General features: G+C 74.7%; 10 protein-coding genes. 3 read left to right on the forward strand and 7 right to left on the reverse strand.

From position 1 onward, the window contains the following. Positions 1–212: 212 nt before the first annotated feature. The 3 genes from J5Y04_RS36850 to J5Y04_RS43355 all read right to left on the reverse strand — a co-directional run bounded on the left by J5Y04_RS36850 (position 213) and on the right by J5Y04_RS43355 (position 5,179). Positions 213–1,928, reverse strand: coding sequence for a serine/threonine-protein kinase (locus tag J5Y04_RS36850; protein WP_305852885.1), 1,716 nt, complete (start codon positions 1,926–1,928; stop codon positions 213–215). Then, on the reverse strand, positions 1,925–2,713 hold the full coding sequence (locus tag J5Y04_RS36855) for a hypothetical protein (protein WP_209416893.1): 789 nt from the start codon (positions 2,711–2,713) through the stop codon (positions 1,925–1,927). Before J5Y04_RS36855 ends, J5Y04_RS36850 begins: the two co-directional genes overlap by 4 nt. A 192-nt stretch (positions 2,714–2,905) precedes the next feature. Then, positions 2,906–5,179 (reverse strand): N-6 DNA methylase, encoded by a 2,274-nt coding sequence (locus J5Y04_RS43355; RefSeq protein ID WP_305852886.1) that lies wholly within the window; start codon positions 5,177–5,179, stop codon positions 2,906–2,908. 192 nt (positions 5,180–5,371) lie between these two features. Here J5Y04_RS43355 and J5Y04_RS43360 point away from each other — a divergent pair, with 192 nt between their 5' ends. Next, positions 5,372–5,998, forward strand: a complete 627-nt coding sequence (locus tag J5Y04_RS43360; protein ID WP_209416894.1) for a DUF4352 domain-containing protein — start codon at positions 5,372–5,374, stop codon at positions 5,996–5,998. A gap of 280 nt (positions 5,999–6,278) precedes the next feature. Here J5Y04_RS43360 and mfd read toward each other — a convergent pair whose 3' ends face one another. Further along, entirely contained in the window at positions 6,279–9,908 is a 3,630-nt protein-coding gene (gene mfd, locus J5Y04_RS36870; RefSeq protein WP_209416895.1) for a transcription-repair coupling factor, read from the reverse strand. A 694-nt stretch (positions 9,909–10,602) separates the two neighbouring features. Here mfd and J5Y04_RS36875 point away from each other — a divergent pair. Then, positions 10,603–11,916 carry a nucleotide sugar dehydrogenase gene (locus tag J5Y04_RS36875; protein WP_209416896.1) on the forward strand — a complete coding sequence of 438 codons (1,314 nt, stop codon included), beginning with the start codon at positions 10,603–10,605 and terminating at the stop codon, positions 11,914–11,916. A gap of 80 nt (positions 11,917–11,996) precedes the next feature. Here J5Y04_RS36875 and J5Y04_RS36880 read toward each other — a convergent pair whose 3' ends face one another. Continuing rightward, positions 11,997–12,398 carry a beta/gamma crystallin domain-containing protein gene (locus tag J5Y04_RS36880; RefSeq protein ID WP_209416897.1) on the reverse strand — a complete coding sequence of 134 codons (402 nt, stop codon included), beginning with the start codon at positions 12,396–12,398 and terminating at the stop codon, positions 11,997–11,999. A 388-nt stretch (positions 12,399–12,786) separates the two neighbouring features. Between J5Y04_RS36880 and J5Y04_RS36885 the strand changes: the two genes are divergently transcribed. Then, positions 12,787–13,455 carry a hypothetical protein gene (locus J5Y04_RS36885; protein ID WP_209416898.1) on the forward strand — a complete coding sequence of 223 codons (669 nt, stop codon included), beginning with the start codon at positions 12,787–12,789 and terminating at the stop codon, positions 13,453–13,455. Positions 13,456–13,582: 127 nt separating this feature from the next. On the opposite strand, the gene J5Y04_RS36890 is transcribed toward J5Y04_RS36885, so the two are convergent. Both J5Y04_RS36890 and J5Y04_RS36895 read right to left on the reverse strand, forming a co-directional pair. Continuing rightward, positions 13,583–14,944, reverse strand: a complete 1,362-nt coding sequence (locus tag J5Y04_RS36890; RefSeq protein ID WP_209416899.1) for a hypothetical protein — start codon at positions 14,942–14,944, stop codon at positions 13,583–13,585. Between the two features lie 264 nt (positions 14,945–15,208). Then, a partial coding sequence (locus tag J5Y04_RS36895; RefSeq protein WP_245206200.1) for an SUKH-4 family immunity protein occupies positions 15,209–16,315 on the reverse strand: 1,107 nt, incomplete at its 5' end.

Here is a 16,315-nt window from a genome sequence, read left to right on the forward strand (position 1 = left end):
GGCACAGGAACACCAGCAGGGACGGGCACAGCGAACCCGGGCGCCGGCGGCGAAGCGGGCGGAGTGACCGGAGCGGGCGGAGCGGGCGGAGTACTCGGAACGCTCGGGGTGAGGACGCTACGCCCGGTACGGGACGTCAGGCCGACCCGAGTTCCTGCTCCTCGGGGCCCGGGGTGGCCGGGCCACCCGGGTGCCGCGCGGGCGGCGTGGTGTCAGCGCCAGGGGGTGGTGCGGGGGTCGGGGTTGTTGGTGGTGCGGTGGGCCTGCAGGGTGTCGAGGGTCTGGCGGAGGCGGCGGACGGCCGGGTGGTGCGGGCCGTCACGGCGTTCGCGGTCGAAGAGGAGTTGGAGCAGCCACTGCCAGGCCGCCTCGGCGTCGCCGCCCGCGGTGAGCAGGGTTCCGATCCGTTCGCGGATGTCGAAGACCCGGTCCGGGTCGGGGCCCGGGTCGGCGGCGAGCAGCGCGCGGTATTCGACGAGCGCCTCTGCGCCCCGGCCGAGCTGCTCCAGGCACTCGGCGGCCCGGTACCGGTGCTCCAGCCCCTGCGGGCCGTCCGGGCCGCCGTCCGCGGTGGCGGCGAGCGACCGGTACTCGGGGAGCGCGTGCTGGTAGCGCTGCTCCTGATGGAGGGTGCGGGCGTAGATGGTCCGGACGGTGCGGACGAGCGGTGCGCCGTCCCCGAGTTCGGCCTGGGCGCGGGGCAGCAGCGTGGCGGCGAGGTCGAGCACCTCGGCGCGGCGGCCGGCGTCGACCAGGTCCGAGAGCCGGGCACAGGCGGCCGCCAGGTCCGACGCGCGCGCGGGCACCGCGGACATCAGGAACGGGTGCGGCTCCCCCCGCGGGGCCGGCGGCACGGCGACCGGCGGTACAGCCGTCGACGGCACGGCGGCCGGCGGCGCGACGGCCGGCGCCGCTGCCGAGTCCCCCGGCCGGGGCTGCGGCTGGTGGGGGTGACGGTACGGGCGGGTGGGGTCGGGCAGCGGCCCGTACCGGGGTTGCGGGGCCGGGACGGCCGCGGGGAGCAGCGGGAGCAGCCGCGCGTACACCTGCTGGGCGTGGGCCGGGCGGTCGGCGGGCTGCTTGGCGAGGAGGTCGAGGACCAGCCGTTCGAGCGGTTCCGGGACGTCGGGCCGGATCTCGCGCAGCGGTACCGGCGGTTCGTCGACGTGGCGGCGCAGCACGCCGAGCGCGGTGGGTGCGCGGAACGGCTCCTCGCCGGTGAGCATCGCGTGCAGGAGGCACCCGAGCGCGTACAGGTCGCTGCGCGGGTCGATGACCGCGGCGAGCGCCTGCTCGGGGGCCATGTACGAAGGGCTCCCGATGGGGACGCCGGTGAGGGTGAGGCGGGTGGCCTCGGTGTCGAGTGCGGTGGCGATGCCGAGGTCGAGCAGGACGGTCCGTCCGTCGTCGCGGACCATCACGTTGCTGGGCTTGAGGTCGCGATGGACCACCGGCACGGCGTGGACGGCGGCCAGCGCCGCACAGAGCTGGGCGGCGACGGCGACCGCGCGCTCGACCGGGAACGGCGAGTCCTCGGCGATCAGGTCGGCCAGGCTGACGCCCGGAACGCGCTGCATCACCAGGTAGAGCTCGCCGTCGTCCTCGCCCGCGTCGAAGACGGTGACCAGGCCGGGGTGGTCGAGGGCCGCGGTGATCCGGCACTCGCGCAGGAAGCGGCGGTGGAGCTCGTCGCCGTGGCGCAGGCGATCGGTGGCGCCCCCGGCGTCCCCGGAGGCCCCGCCACCGCCGGTGCGACCGCCGCCGTTGGCGGACGGGCCGGCGCCGAGGAGGTGGTCGGTGCGGAGCAGCTTGACGGCGACCGGGCGGTCCAGCCGCTCGTCGTAGCCGCCCCAGACCTGGCCCATACCGCCGTGGCCGATCTTCTCGGCCAGTCGGTACCGGCCGCCGATCACCCGGTCCGCGGTCATGGCCGGCCGCCCTCGCGGGCCTGACGGCGCAGCAGCTCACCCAGCTCGCGCAGCTCGTCACCCGTCGCGGGAGCAGGTCCGGCAGCGGGAGCGGGCCCGGCAGCGGGGGGCGCGTACCCGGGGGCGGGCGCGGGCGCCGGGGTCGCGTACCCGGCCGCCGGACCCTGCCCGTACGGTCCGTACGGCGCAGCGGGCATGGTCGGCGCCGCGGGCATGGTCGGTGCGGCGTACGGCGCGGCGGGCGGCGCGTAGTAGGCCGCGGGGGCGGGAGGCTTCGGTCGGCCCGCGTTCCACACCACCTGGAGGTCCATCACCAGGAAGTGCAACGGCGCGCCGAACCACATCAGCACCATCGCCACCATGCCGATGGTGTCCGCGGTGGGCGCCTTGGTGCCGCCGGCGACGCCCGCGCAGACCAGGTACGTGAGGAACAGTGCGACGAAGACCACCGCACCGGCGATGTCGTACGCCCGCCGCCGGCGGATCGCCAGCAACAGCGAGGGGATCACGCCGAGCAGACCGATGGTCACCAGCGGGACCAGGGCCCACAGCACACGCCCGAGCACGCCGAACGGGCCGGCGGCCATCGCGGGGCGCAACGCCGGGACGGGCTGGGTCGGCGGGACGGGGACGGCCGGAGCGGGGTACGGCTGGGCGGAGTAGGGCTGGGCGGGGTACGGCTGGGCGCCGTACGGGGGCCCGCCCGGTATGCCCCCGGCGGGCGCGCCGCCCGGGAACGCGCCGCCGGACGGTGGTCCGAACTGCCCGGGGTACTGCCCTGACATGTGCGCTCCTGAGCGGGTGAGGACGGCGGTCGACCGCGGTACGGGCGAACCCCGGACACCGTACCGCCCGCCACCGGCCCGTCGAAGGGCCTCCCGCACCTCGGATCCCGGCGCAACCGCGGCCGGGCCTGCCCGGACCGGTGCCCGGGGCCGGTCTCCACCGGCTCGGGCCGCACTCCGGCCGACGGGAGGTCAGGAGCCCTTCGGTGGCTGGAGCGTGCCGGTCGCCAGCGCGTCGGTGAGGGCCTGGGTCAGGGTGCGGGCGAGCGCGGCGGCCTGCTGGAGGGTGGTGTCGAAGGTGGCGAGGCCGGCGAAGGCGGCACCGAGGGCGCGCTGCTCGGCGAGCGGGAGCCGCGGGAGTTCGACGCGGCGGATGTCGAGGCGGGCGGTGGTGGAGGCATGGCTGGCGGCGCGGCGGGTGGAGGCCGTGGACCGCAACTGGCCGGCCAGGAAGTCGGGGTCGAGCGCGGCCGGGTCGGGGCGCAGCAGGTGGAGCTGGCGGCCGAGCGCGGCGCCCGTGAGCGGGCTGCCGGGTGGCACGACCCGGGCCACCCCACCGCCGAGCGCGGGGACGAGGACGTCGCCGGGCCGGATGCGGACGTCCCCGGCCGCGCCCGTCGCACCGGCCGGCCCGGTCGTACCGGTCGTACCTGTCGTACCGGTCGTGCCGGTCGGGCGCGCCGTGTCGAGGACCGCGCTGGGCGGGTTGCCCGCAATGAGGTCCTGATCCGTCAGCACGGGGGTGCCGGCGGGGCCGGCGCCCGCCGGGCGGGCCGGTGCGCCGGAACCGGAGGAGTACACCTCCAACACCCCGCCGCGGACCAGCTCCCCCACGGAGACCACGGAGACCACGGAAACCGCGGAGAGCCCGGGAGCCGCCGCGCCCGCCGCGTCCGCCGCACCCGCCCCGGCCACGCCGCTCCCGTCAGCGCCCGGCTCCGGCAGCAGTGCGGCCGGGTCCGCGAGCCCGCCCAGCAGCTCGCGCAGCCGGCCGGTCAGATGGGCGAGTTCGGCAGCACCGCCGACCGGTGAGGCGGGCGGGACGTGCCGGGCGGGCGAGAGGTCGGTCTCGTCGTCGAGCAGGTCGATCGCGGCCATCGTCCGGTGGACGCCCGGCCGGTCCTCCGGCAGCGGCAGGCCTTCGCGGGCCGCGAGGTCGAAGGCGCGCCACGCGTCCAGGACCGTCCGGCGCAGCTCGGCCCAGCGGACCCTGTCGCGTCCGCCCTCCCCCGTCTCCGCGGCGGCCGGCGACGCGGCGAGCGACGCGGACGAGGCGGACGACGCGTCGAGCATCAGCACCTGCCGGAAGTCGTCGCCCGGCCGGGGCGCGCGCAGCACCCAGAGGTGGAGCGGCACCCCGTACGGCGGGGCGGCGCCGGCCGGCAGGGCGACGACGGCGCGCAGGGCGCCCGAGCGCAGCAGCTCGGCGCGGACCCGGCGGCCGGCCCGGCGGCCGGCGACGGTCGGCGGCAGCAGCAGGGCGGCGAGGCCGCCGGGGCGGGTGTGGGCGAGACAGTGCAGCACCCAGGCGAGTTCGGACTCGCCGCGCGGCGGGACGAGGCCGCCCGGCCAGCGGGTGTCGAACTGCAACTCGTCGTGGCCCCAGTCCCGTTCGTTGTAGGGCGGCTGGCAGAGCACCGCCTCGAAGGTGTCGCCCGGGTAGCCGTCGGCACGCAGGGCGTCGCCGGCCCGGATCTCGGCCGGGAGCGGCCCGGGTTCGGCCGCGGGCGCGTGCAGGGCGAGCCGCAGGGCGGCGAGCGCGCCGGTGACCTGGTCGGCGTCCTGGCCGTAGCGGCCGGTGGTGGACGGCAGGGCGAGCAGCAGGGCGCCGAGGCCGGAGGCCGGGTCGAGCACGGTGGCGGGAACGCCGGCGACGGCGGCGAGCAGCTCGGCGGCCTCGGGCGGGGTGGGGCTGAGCTGGCGGCTGTTGGCCTCGGCGTACCGGGTGAGCAGTTGCTCGTACGCCCCGGGGGCACCGGCGGCGGAGGCGAGTTCGGCGAGCAGGCGGGCCAGGTCCAGCTGGGTGGAGCCGAGCAGGCCGGGGAGGCGGAGGGCGGCGGCGCCGTCGCCCAGGGTCCGGCCGGCGACGTCGGCGAGCGCGCGCGGCAGGGCGGTGGCGAGCCGGGTGTCGGGTTCCGCGGCGAGGGCGGGCCAGCGTCCGGGCTCGCGGTGCAGCAGCAGGAGGACGGCCCCGGCCTGGAGGAGCGGCGCGGCGGGGTGGCCGGCGGGGTCGCGGAGGGTCTCCAGCAACTGCCAGACGCGTTCCAGCAGCGGCAGTTCGGCGATCTTGCCCTGGCCGCGGAGCCAGTCCGCCACCTCGTCGAGCGCGAAGGTCGGGCTGCTGTCGGTGCCGCCGACCGGGCGGGGGAAGTCGGCGTGGCGGCGGCGCCAGTTGCTGACGGCGGCCCGTCCGACCCCGGCCAGCCGGGCGATCTCGACGGCGGTCACCTCGGGACGGTCCGGCATGGGGGCTCCTTCGGCGGCACGCGGGCTGGGGTGTGACCACACAGCATAGCCAGCACACCCCATCCCGAAGTTCACACGTGAACAGAGACGTTTTGCGAATAGCCGTTGACATCGTTCACAGCAGATGATGTGATCCTCCTGTCGACAGCGCAGCAGCGCCGACAACCCAGGACCGAGAACCAGGAGCACCTCATGGCCGTCGCCACCACCCCCCGCCGCAACGCCGCCCTGCTGCTGGGCGCCGCACTGGTCGCCCTCACCGCGACCGCCTGCAACTCCACCGGCTCCGGCGTCTCCACCGAGCCGAAGCAGACCGCCGCCGCCTCGGCCCCCGCGGCCGCGGCCGGCTCCACCGGTGCCGCCGCACCCTCCGAGAGCAAGCCGGCCGACGCCCCCAAGGGCGCGGCCAAGGTGGGGGACACCATCGCGCTCAAGGGCAACGACCCGGCCGACACCGCCGACGTGACCCTGGTGAAGGTCGTGGACAACACCGAGGGCGAGGACGAGTTCACCCACCCGGCCGACGGCAAGCGCTTCGTCTCGATCCAGTTCCGGATCAAGGCGAGCGGCAAGAAGGCCTACAGCGACGTCCCCGCCAACAGCGCCAAGGTGCTGGACGCCCAGGGCCAGGCCTTCGGTACGACGGTCGCCGACACCAAGGCGGGCCCGGGCTTCCAGATCCCCGCCAACATCGCCCCCGGCGAGAGCGCGCTCGGCTTCGTCACCTTCGAGGTGCCGAAGGACGCCAAGCTCGACAAGGCCCAGTTCGGCCTCGACAGCGGCTTCGCCCCGCAGACCGGCCAGTGGAAGCTCGGCTGACCTGGAGCAGCACCCGGCGGACGCACGACGGCGGCCTCAGGCACCTGGCCCGAGACCGCCGCAAGGCCCGACCGGCGGCGCCCCGCCCCAGCAGGCGAAACCACCGGCAGCAGCCCGGCAGACCCTCCCCGCCGCAGCCGACAGACCCGCCCCGACCCGACGGGCAGGTCGCCCAGCGCAGCCGACAGACCCGCCCCGACGGACAGGCCGCCCACCGCAGCCGGCGGCACCACCTCGCCCGCCCCGCCGAAGCGGCGCGCGAACCTCCCCGCCGCTACTCCTACTTCTTCGCCCCCGCCAGGTCGTCGAACATCGCCGACAGGAACTCCCGGCACCACCCCAGCAGTTCACGCCCGACCAGCGGCTTGCCGCCGATCCGGCCGGTGCTCGGCCGGGGCACCAGCAGCTGCTGGGCGGCCGCCTTCACCTGGCTGCGCGGGTAGAGCCGGTTCAGCCGCAACTGCTGCGACTCCCGCAGCTCGACCGGCCCGAACCGGACGTTGGAGCCCTGCAGCGTGATGTCCGCGATCCCGCAGCGCCGCGCGTACAGCCGCAGCGCCGCCACCAGGAGCAGGTTCTCCACCGGCTCCGGCAACTTGCCGTACCGGTCGACGAGCTCGTCCCGGACCTGCTTGATGTCGTCCTCGGAGTTGACCGCCGCGATCGAGCGGTACGCCTGGAGCCGCAGCCGCTCGCCCGGGGCGTAGTCGTGCGGCACGTGGGCGTCGACCGGCAGCTCGATCTTGACCTCCAGCGGCTCCTCCTCCGGCTCGCCGCCGCCGGCCAGCGACTCCCGGAACTCGGCCACCGCCTCGCCGACCATCCGCATGTAGAGGTCGAAGCCGACGCCCGCGATGTGGCCGGACTGCTCGCCGCCCAGCAGGTTGCCGGCGCCGCGGATCTCCAGGTCCTTCATCGCCACGTACATGCCGGCGCCCATCTCGGTGTGCTGGGCGATGGTGGCCAGCCGCTCGTGGGCGGTCTCGGTCAGCGGCTTCTCCGGCGGGTACAGCATGTACGCGTAGCCGCGCTCGCGGCCACGGCCCACCCGGCCGCGCAGCTGGTGCAGCTGGGAGAGGCCGAAGGTGTCGCCGCGCTCGACGATCAGGGTGTTGGCGTTGGAGATGTCGATGCCCGACTCCACGATCGTGGTGGAGACCAGGACGTCGAACTCCTTCTCCCAGAAGTCGACGACGACCTTCTCCAGCGCCGTCTCCCCCATCTGCCCGTGGGCGGTGGCGACCCGCGCCTCGGGGACGAGGTCCTTCAGCCGGGCCGCCGCCTTGTCGATCGACTCGACCCGGTTGTGGATGTAGAACACCTGGCCCTCGCGCAGGAGTTCACGCCGGATGGCGGCCGAGATCTGCTTCTCGTCGTACGGGCCGACGAAGGTCAGCACCGGGTGCCGCTCCTCCGGCGGGGTGGTGATGGTGGACATCTCGCGGATGCCGGTGACCGCCATCTCCAGGGTGCGCGGGATCGGGGTGGCGGACATGGTCAGCACGTCCACGTTGGCGCGGAGCTTCTTCAGCTGCTCCTTGTGCTCGACGCCGAACCGCTGCTCCTCGTCGACGATCACCAGACCGAGGTCCTTGAACCGGGTCTCGGAGGAGAACAGCCGGTGGGTGCCGATGACGACGTCCACCGAGCCCTCGAAGAGCCCCTCCAGCACGGCCTTCGCCTCGCTGTCGGTCTGGAAGCGGGACAGCGCCTTCACCGTCACCGGGAAGTTGGCGTACCGCTCGGCGAAGGTGGAGAAGTGCTGCTGCACCAGCAGCGTGGTCGGTACCAGCACCGCCACCTGCTTGCCGTCCTGCACGGCCTTGAAGGCGGCCCGGACGGCGATCTCGGTCTTGCCGTAGCCGACGTCGCCGCAGATCAGCCGGTCCATCGGGACGGACTTCTCCATGTCGGACTTGACCTCGGCGATGGTGGTCAGCTGGTCGGGTGTCTCCGCGTAGGGGAAGGCGTCCTCCAGCTCGCGCTGCCACGGGGTGTCCGGGCCGAAGGTGTGGCCGGGGGCGGCCATCCGGGCGGAGTACAGCTTGATCAGGTCGGCGGCGATCTCCTTGACCGCCTTCTTGGCCCGCTGCTTGGTCTTCGCCCAGTCCGCGCCGCCCAGGCGGTGCAGCGTCGGGGCCTCGCCGCCGACGTACTTGGTGACCTGGTCCAGCTGGTCGGTCGGCACGAAGAGCCGGTCGCCGGGGTGTCCGCGCTTGGCCGGCGCGTACTCCAGCACCAGGTACTCGCGGGTGGCGCCCTGCACGGTGCGCTGGACCATCTCGACGTACCGGCCGACGCCGTGCGCCTCGTGGACGACGTAGTCACCGGCCACCAGCGCCAGCGGGTCGATCGCGTTGCGGCGCCGGGACGGCATCCGCCGCATGTCCTTGGTGGAGGACCTCTGGCCGGAGAGGTCGGTCTCGGTGATGACGGTCAGCTTGAGCGTCTCGTCGACGAAGCCGTGCTCGATCGAGCCGCAGGAGACGTACACGACGTCCCGGGTCGGCGCCTCGGCGAGGTCGGCGACCAGCCGGGCCGGGATGCCCTCGTTGCCGAGCACCTCGGCGAGCCGGGAGGCCGGGCCGTGGCCCTCCGTCACCATGACGACCCGCCAGTCGGCGGCCAGCCGCTCCTTGGCGTCGGCGATCGCGCGGGCGGTGTCGCCCCGGTAGGCCTCGACGGCGTGCATGCCGAGGGTGAGCGTGTCGGCGTCGAACTCCAGGATCCCGTCAACGGCCGACCCGCTCGTCGCGAACGGGCTGACCGACCACCAGGGCAGGCCGATCTCGGCGGCGTGCTCGCGCACCTCGGCGAGCGAGCGCAGCGAGGCCGCGGAGACGTCGATCGCCTCCAGGTCGATCGGCCGGTCGCCGCCGGCCGCGGCCGCCACCCAGGAGGCGTGCAGGAACTCCTGGCTGGTCGCCACCAGGTCGGCGGCCCGGGTGCGGACCCGTTCCGGGTCGCAGACCACGGTGACCGAGCCGAGCGGCAGCACGTCGAGCAGCAGCTCCATGTCGTCCACCAGGACGGGCGCCAGCGACTCCATGCCCTCGACCGCGATGCCCTCGGCGATCTTGTCGAGGATCTCGGCCAGCCCGGGGTGCTCGGCGGCGAGCTCGGCGGCCCGTGCCCGCACCTCGTCGGTCAGCAGCAGCTCACGGCAGGGCGGCGCCCAGAGGCCGTGCTCGGCGATCTCCAGCGAACGCTGGTCGGCGACCTTGAAGTAGCGGATCTCCTCGACGTCGTCGCCCCAGAACTCCACCCGCAGCGGGTGCTCCTCGGTCGGCGGGAAGACGTCCAGGATGCCGCCGCGCACGGCGAACTCGCCTCGCTTCTCGACCAGTTCGACCCGGGCGTAGGCGGCTGCGGCGAGCCTGCGGGCGACCTCCTCGAGGTCGTGCGACTCGCCCCTGCGGACGGCCACCGGCTCCAGCTCGGCCAGCCCCTTGACCTGCGGCTGGAGCACCGAGCGGACGGGCGCCACGATCACCTGCACCGGCCCGGCCGCCGGGTCGTCCGCCCGCGGGTGCACGATGCGGCGCAGCACGGCGAGGCGGCGGCCGACGGTGTCCGAACGCGGCGAGAGCCGCTCGTGCGGCAGCGTCTCCCAGGCCGGGTACTCGGCGACCGCGTCGGCCGGCAGCAGCGAGCGGAGCGAGGCGGCGAGGTCCTCGGCCTCCCGGCCGGTCGCCGTGACGGCGAGCACCGGTCGGCCGCGCTCCCCGGCCGCCTGCCCGGCCAGCGCGCGGGCCAGCGCGGCGATGGCGAACGGCCTGGCGGCGGGCGGGCCGACCAGGTCCAGGTGGTGGCGGCCCCCCGCCGCGGCACCGGCAGCGGTCGCGGCCTCGATCGCCTCGGCGAGCGCGGCGTCCCGTGCGACGACATCGAGCAGTCCGGTCAGGCTCATCTGGAGTCTCTTCTTCGTCCCGTGGCTGGTGCTGTCCCGGGGCGGCGGAGGCCCGCCGGGGCAACGCGAACGGCCCGGCACGCCGAACGGCCGGGGGTCTCCAGCCTACGCCGCGGCAACGACACGCACGTGGTGCACGGCCGGGGCACGCACCCGCGCACGTCCGCCGGGCACCCGGACGCGGACGAAGCACCGGCCGCAGGCTGCGACCACGCCTTCGTGATCCGCCACGAACTGGACATACTCCTGTCACTGCCCGTCCATGGAGATCGCGCACCATGGTGAACGTGCCCGCCGCACCCAACCGTGGGGGATGGCTGCGGAAGGCACGGTCGCACACCCGATGGGGGTCGGGAGTGCGAGGCCGGGCGACCCTGGGTGGGGGCGCCCGCCCAAGCGCCGGGAACCGTGGCGCCCTTTCCTGGAGGGCGCCACGGGTCTCGGCCTCTTTCGTCCCCGGCACCGGCCCGCTGTGCGTGCCCGACACCGGACCGCTTTCTCGTTCCCGGTACCGGCCCGCATATTCGTTCCCGGCGCCGGCCCGCGCCGCCCGTTCACGGCTCCCGCACATCCGCAACATCCCTTTTGCGCGAACGCGCTCCCGGGCCGGGCCGCCCTCCCTACCCTGTGGTGGAGACCGTGTGGAGACGCCCGGAGGGGCCAGGGGGCGTCGCGTTGGAGGGGGTGCCTCGTCATGCGCGTTGTCATCGCAGGCCAGGGTTACGTGGGGCTGCCGCTGGCGGTCCGGGCGGCCGAGGTCGGGTACCAGGTGGTCGGCTACGACGTGGACGAGCGCCGGATCAAACGGCTGGCGGTCGGCGAGTCCTACGTCGAGGACATCCCCGCCGAGCGGCTGCGGCCGTTGCTGGAGAACGGGACGTACCTGCCGTCGGCCGAGCCGTCCGACGTGGCGGGCTTCGACATCGCGGTGATCACCGTGCCGACGCCGCTGCGCGCCGGCGTGCCCGACCTGTCGTACATCGAGGCCTCGGCCGCACTGCTCGCCCAGCACCTGCGGCCGGGGGCGACCGTCGTCCTGGAGTCCACCACCTACCCGGGCACCACCGAGGAACTGCTCGCGCCGCTGCTGGAGGAGGGGTCCGGGCTGACCGCGGGCCGGGACTTCCACCTCGGCTACAGCCCCGAGCGGATCGACCCGGGCAACCCGACCTGGCGGCTGGAGAACACCCCGAAGGTGGTCTCCGGCATCGACCCGGCGGCGCTGGCGGCGGTCGAGGGCTTCTACGGCCGGCTGGTCGAGCGGACGGTGCCGGTCTCCTCCTGCAAGGAGGCCGAGCTGACCAAGCTGCTGGAGAACACCTTCCGGCACGTGAACATCGCGCTGGTCAACGAGCTGGCGATGTTCGCGCACGACCTCGGCATCGACGTCTGGGAGGCGATCGACGCCGCCTCCACCAAGCCGTTCGGCTACCTGCGCTTCACCCCCGGTCCCGGCGTCGGCGGGCACTGCCTGCCGATCGACCCGTCGCACCTCTCCTGGCGGGTGGAGCGGGCGCTCGGCCAGTCGTTCCGCTTCGTCGAGCTGGCCAACGACGTCAACGGCCACATGCCCGACTACGTCGTGCGCCGGCTCGGGGAGGCGCTGAACGACCGGCAGCGCTCGGTGAAGGGCTCCCGGGTGCTGCTGCTCGGGCTCGCGTACAAGAGGAACACCGGTGACGCCCGGGAGACCCCGGCCGCCCGGGTAGCCGAGCTGCTGACCCGGATGGGCGCCGAGGTCCGGGCCGCGGACCCGCACGTGGTGGTCGGGGTGCACGTCCCGGAGCCGGTGATCCCCGGGCAGCGGGTGGCCGAGCAGGACCGGTACGGCGACCCGTTCGCCGCCGTCCGCCGGGTCGAGGCGACGCCGGAGGAACTGGCCTCGGCGGACGCGGTGGTGCTGCTCGCCGACCACGACGACTTCGACTACGACGCGGTGACCGAGCACGCCCGGTACGTGCTGGACTGCCGCCGCCGGCTGTCCGGCGCGGCCGTCGAGGTGCTCTGACCCGACGCGGCCGCGGCCTGCGGGAACGCGGCGGCCGGGCGTCCGCACCCGCCCGGCACCGCTTGGGGGACCCTGCTCCGCTACCAGCGGGAGAGGTTGATGTCGTACATCATCACCTCGTACCCCTGGTGGCCGTTGAAGTCGTACTGCTCCCAGTTGAAGACGGTCCAGGAGCCCAGGCCGCCCCCGAGATAGGTGATGACCCGGTTGTTGCCGGCGTCGATCCGGTCGACGCTGTAGACGCGGACCGCCATCCAGCCGTCGTTCGCGAAGCAGAGCTGTCCGCTGTAGCCGTAGTTGTACACCTTCGCGAAATCGGTGCGGTTCCCGCAATCGACCCGGTTCACCGCGTTCGCGCCGGTGACCGGCAGCAGTGCGGCCGCGGCTGCGGTGAGGACGGCGAGAGCACCGGCCCGGCGGGCCGTGCCATTTTCCGAGCGACGTACTCCGCGAGGATTTGCGGGATTTGTGCGGCGAATCATGAAACCCCTCCGTCGACAGCGGTTGCGACTCCAGAGATTTACACGGGGCCCCGCCGCCGAACAGTTGATTTCAGGCCAAGCCGGACCTTGCGACTGCCCGCCGAAAACGAGCCGAACCGGAATGCGCTAGGGTCCGAACCACCTTGCCACGCCTGAGGATCGGAGCAGGAGCTTGGCACGTCCACCACATTTCGGGCGATTCGCCGCCATCACCCTGGCGGCCTCTTTATCGGCCTTTTCCGCGGGTTGCACCAGCTCATCCGGAAACGACCCGGCACAATCCCCGCCCACCCCGCCGCCGATCGGCACACCGAAAGCCCCCGAATCCGGGCGCGCCGGAATGACCGGACTTCCGCTCTCCGCTTATCAGGCCGATGACCGGGTGGCCGTGCAAGAGATTCAGGCGAGAAATGCGCTGATCGTCTCCTGCATGCGGAAGGCCGGGTACACCGGCTTCGGCGGCGACGGTCTGCAGGCCGCGCAGGCCCCCGACAACGCGACGGCCCTGCCGGCCGGCGCCTGGGGGTACCTCGGGACGGCGGTCGCCGGCGTCCAGGGCTTCCACCCGCCGAAGCGGGCCCTCCCCCGGCCGACCGGGCCGGCGGCCGGTTCCGGGGAGGCCTACGACAGCGCCCGGGTGGACTGCGACCGGCAGGCGGCGGAGCGGATCGGCTCGCCGTCCGGCCCGGGCACCGAGCTGGTCGGCCGGCTCTTCGACGAGTCGGTCGCGGCGACCGGCCGCGACACCCGGGTGACCGCCGCGACCGGGGAGTGGTCCGCCTGCATGACCGCCGCGGGCTTCACGGCCGACGCCCCGGCGGCGCTGCCGGAGCGCTTCCGGGCCGCCCCGGACGTCACCCCGGCCGAACTCGCGACGGCCCGCGCCGACGCGGACTGCACCGGCCGGAGCAACCTGGCCGGGATCTGGTTCGCCGTCCTGACCGGCTACCAGCAGCAGCTGATCGACCGCAACGCGCAGGCCCTGACCGCCCAGAAGGAGGCGGTCAGGGCCCAGGACGCGAAACTCGCGCGGCTGCTGGCGGGCGACGGCTCGTAACCGCCACCGGTCGGGCCAACGCCGGCCGGCCGACGGTGAGGCGTCGAGCGTCGAGCGTCGGGCGTCGGGCGTCAGCCGTAAGGCGTCAGGCGTCAGGCGTCAGCCGTCAGCCGTCAGCCGTCAGCCGTCAGCGCCGGTTGTAGCCGACGGTGTTCGGGGTGGCGTAGTCGGCGCCGTCGTCCACGATCACGATCTTCGGGATGATCCGGGTCTCCTCCTCCTGGCGCCCCGGCGCCACCACGGCAGCGGAGGGAGCAGCACCGGTCGCGGACGCCCCGCTCGGCGGCGAGGACGGCCGCGGCGGCACCCCGGCCGGAGCGGCCGGCGCAGCGGCGGGAGCCACCGGCCCGGGCGTGACCCTGCCCGGGGTGACCGGCAGCACCGTCGTGGCCGCCTCCGCCGGAGCGGCCGACCGGCCGGCACCCGCGGCGACGTCCTTGCGCAGGTCGGCGACCGCGATCTCGCCGGTGTCCGCCTCCGAGTCCACCTCCGGCGCAGCCACCTGCGACCCGGCAACCCCCGCCCCGGCGGCCTCCGACGCCGGCGCAGCACCCGCCGCGGCCTGCGGCGGGACGGCCTGCGGCTCCGGGGCCTCCTCGGCGGGCTCGACCGCACCCACCGCCGCGCCGGTGAGCGAGGCGAGAGTGGCCTTGATGTGGTCCAGGTGCTGCTGCACCGTCTCGTACCGGACCGAGAACTCGCGCTGCTCGTTCTCGCTGGCCGCGTTGATCCGCTCGGCCTCGCGGCGGGCCTGCTCGATCAGCTCGTCCGCCCGGGCCTGCGCCTCGGCGTCCGACTGCTTGATCTGCCCGAGCACGGTCTCCCGGTGCTGCTCGGCCTCCTTGAGCCGGCGCTCGGCGGTCGCGGAGACCTCGGCGTCCTCGGCGTCGGCCCTGGCCTCGGCCGCGGCGAAGGTCTCGTCGGCCTTGCGGCGCAGCGTGGCCAGCTCGGCCTCGGCCTGCTCGGACGCCTCGGCGGCGGCGACCCGCACCTTGGCGGCGTGGGCGGTGGCGGAGTCGCGCAGGGTCCGGTTGTCCCGGTCGGTGTCGGCCCGGATCGTCTCGGCCTCGGCCCTGGTCCGCTCGTCGGTGCGCCGGGCGGCCAGGTCGGCCTCGGCGCGGGTGGTGACGGCGTACTCCTTGGCGGCCTGGCCGAGGGCCTGGCCGGCCTCGTAGACCTCGTCGCGCAGGTCCTCGGCGAACCGCTCGGCGGCCTCCCGGACGGCGCGGGACTCGTTCTCGGCCATCCGGGCCAGGCCGGCGGCCTGCTCGCTGAGGACCAGGTAGTCGGGTTCCGGGGCGTCGGCCGCGGCCTGTTGGATGTCGGCCAGGCGGCGCTCCATCTCCCGGATTCCGGCGCCGAGCACGCTCAGCCGTTCCCACGCCTCGTCGCGCTGGACGGTGAGCGCGGCCAGCGCTCGGTCGACCTGCTCGGGCGCGTAACCACGCCGGGCAGCGGTGAAGCCGTACTGGGGGACGGCGTCGCTCATGGGCTCTTCCCCTCGGGTCGCGGGCTGCGGAGCCCATGATCGGACGGATCGGACGGATCGGGAACCGGATCGAGGACCCGGTCTCCAAATCGACGGGGTACTGATCGGAACGTGTCGAGGACCGGACGAATAGACCGATCCTCTTGACCTATTTTGCGCAGATCAGGGCGAAACCCCAACGAGGCAGAGCCGCGGCGGCACGCCGAAGGGGTCGTTCCGGACACCGGAACGACCCCTCCACCTGCGCGGATCCGCGACGACCTGCTACAACAGGCCGTCCCAGAACTGCTCCAGCAGGACGGCCCACCACGTGTCCGCCGACTGCAGGGCCGCCGGGTCGATCGCGGCGAGCTGGGCCTGGAAGTCGGTCGTCCAGCGACCGGCCTGGTCCGGCGTCAGCCCGTACCGCAGCCGCCACATCCTGCCCAGCAGGGCCAGGGCGCGGACGAACTCCGGTACACCGCTGTTGACGAACCGGGGCGGCTCCCCGGTTCCGTCCATGTCCACCGCGACCACGTGCGCCGTGCCGTACTGCACACAGAGCTGGCGACCGTAGTCGTTGCCGAGCACCAGGTAGCCGCCGAAGTCCGGGCCGCCCGCCAGGCCGCGCTCGGCGGCCAGCTCGGCGAGCGTCGGGATCGGCCGGCCCTCCTGGGCCTGGGCCCAGAAGAACGGGCCGAACTCGCGCGGCAGGCCGGCCCACATCAGGGTCTGCGCCACCGGCTCGGGGACGCCCTGGCGCGAGACGGCGCGCTGCTCGAAGCGGAACACGTTCTGGGCGAAGGCCTGGCCGAGCTCCTGGGCGAGCTGCTGCGGTGCGATCGGCGGCAGCGGCGGGACCGTCCCCGGGGCGGGCAGCGGCACCCGGAACGGGCGGACCCGCTGGGCGCCGGAGGCCAGCTGGTGCAGCTCGTCCAGGTGGTCGAGCAGCTGGGCCATCCCGGCCTGCCGGGAGTGGTGGTCACGGCCGTAGTCGGCGGTGTGGGTGAGCCTGACGTTCGGCCAGGACGCCGCGATCATCCGGTTGCAGTAGCCGCCCGGGAGGTCGCAGGACTCCAGCTCGGTGTAGAGCTCCAGCACCTGCTCCGGCGGGACGTTCAGCCGGCGCAGGTCCTGGAGGATCTTCCACTCCGGGTGCGGGGTGCCGGGCTCGCTGCGGTGCAGCAGCTTCTGCTCCGAGCCGTCCGGGCCCCGGTAGCTGAGCGCGGCGAAGTAGCCCGGGCCGACGGCGGGCACGCCCGGCGGCACCGGGGCACCCTGCGGCGGGCCGGGGACGGGCGCCGGGGGGACGGCGGCCGCCGGGGCCGGGGCGGCGGGCGAGGCCGCTCCCGGGTAGCCGTAGCCGGCCACGGGCGCGCCGGGGCCGGGGCC

The organism is Kitasatospora sp. RG8, from assembly GCF_017813315.1.
Taxonomy (GTDB): domain Bacteria; phylum Actinomycetota; class Actinomycetes; order Streptomycetales; family Streptomycetaceae; genus Kitasatospora.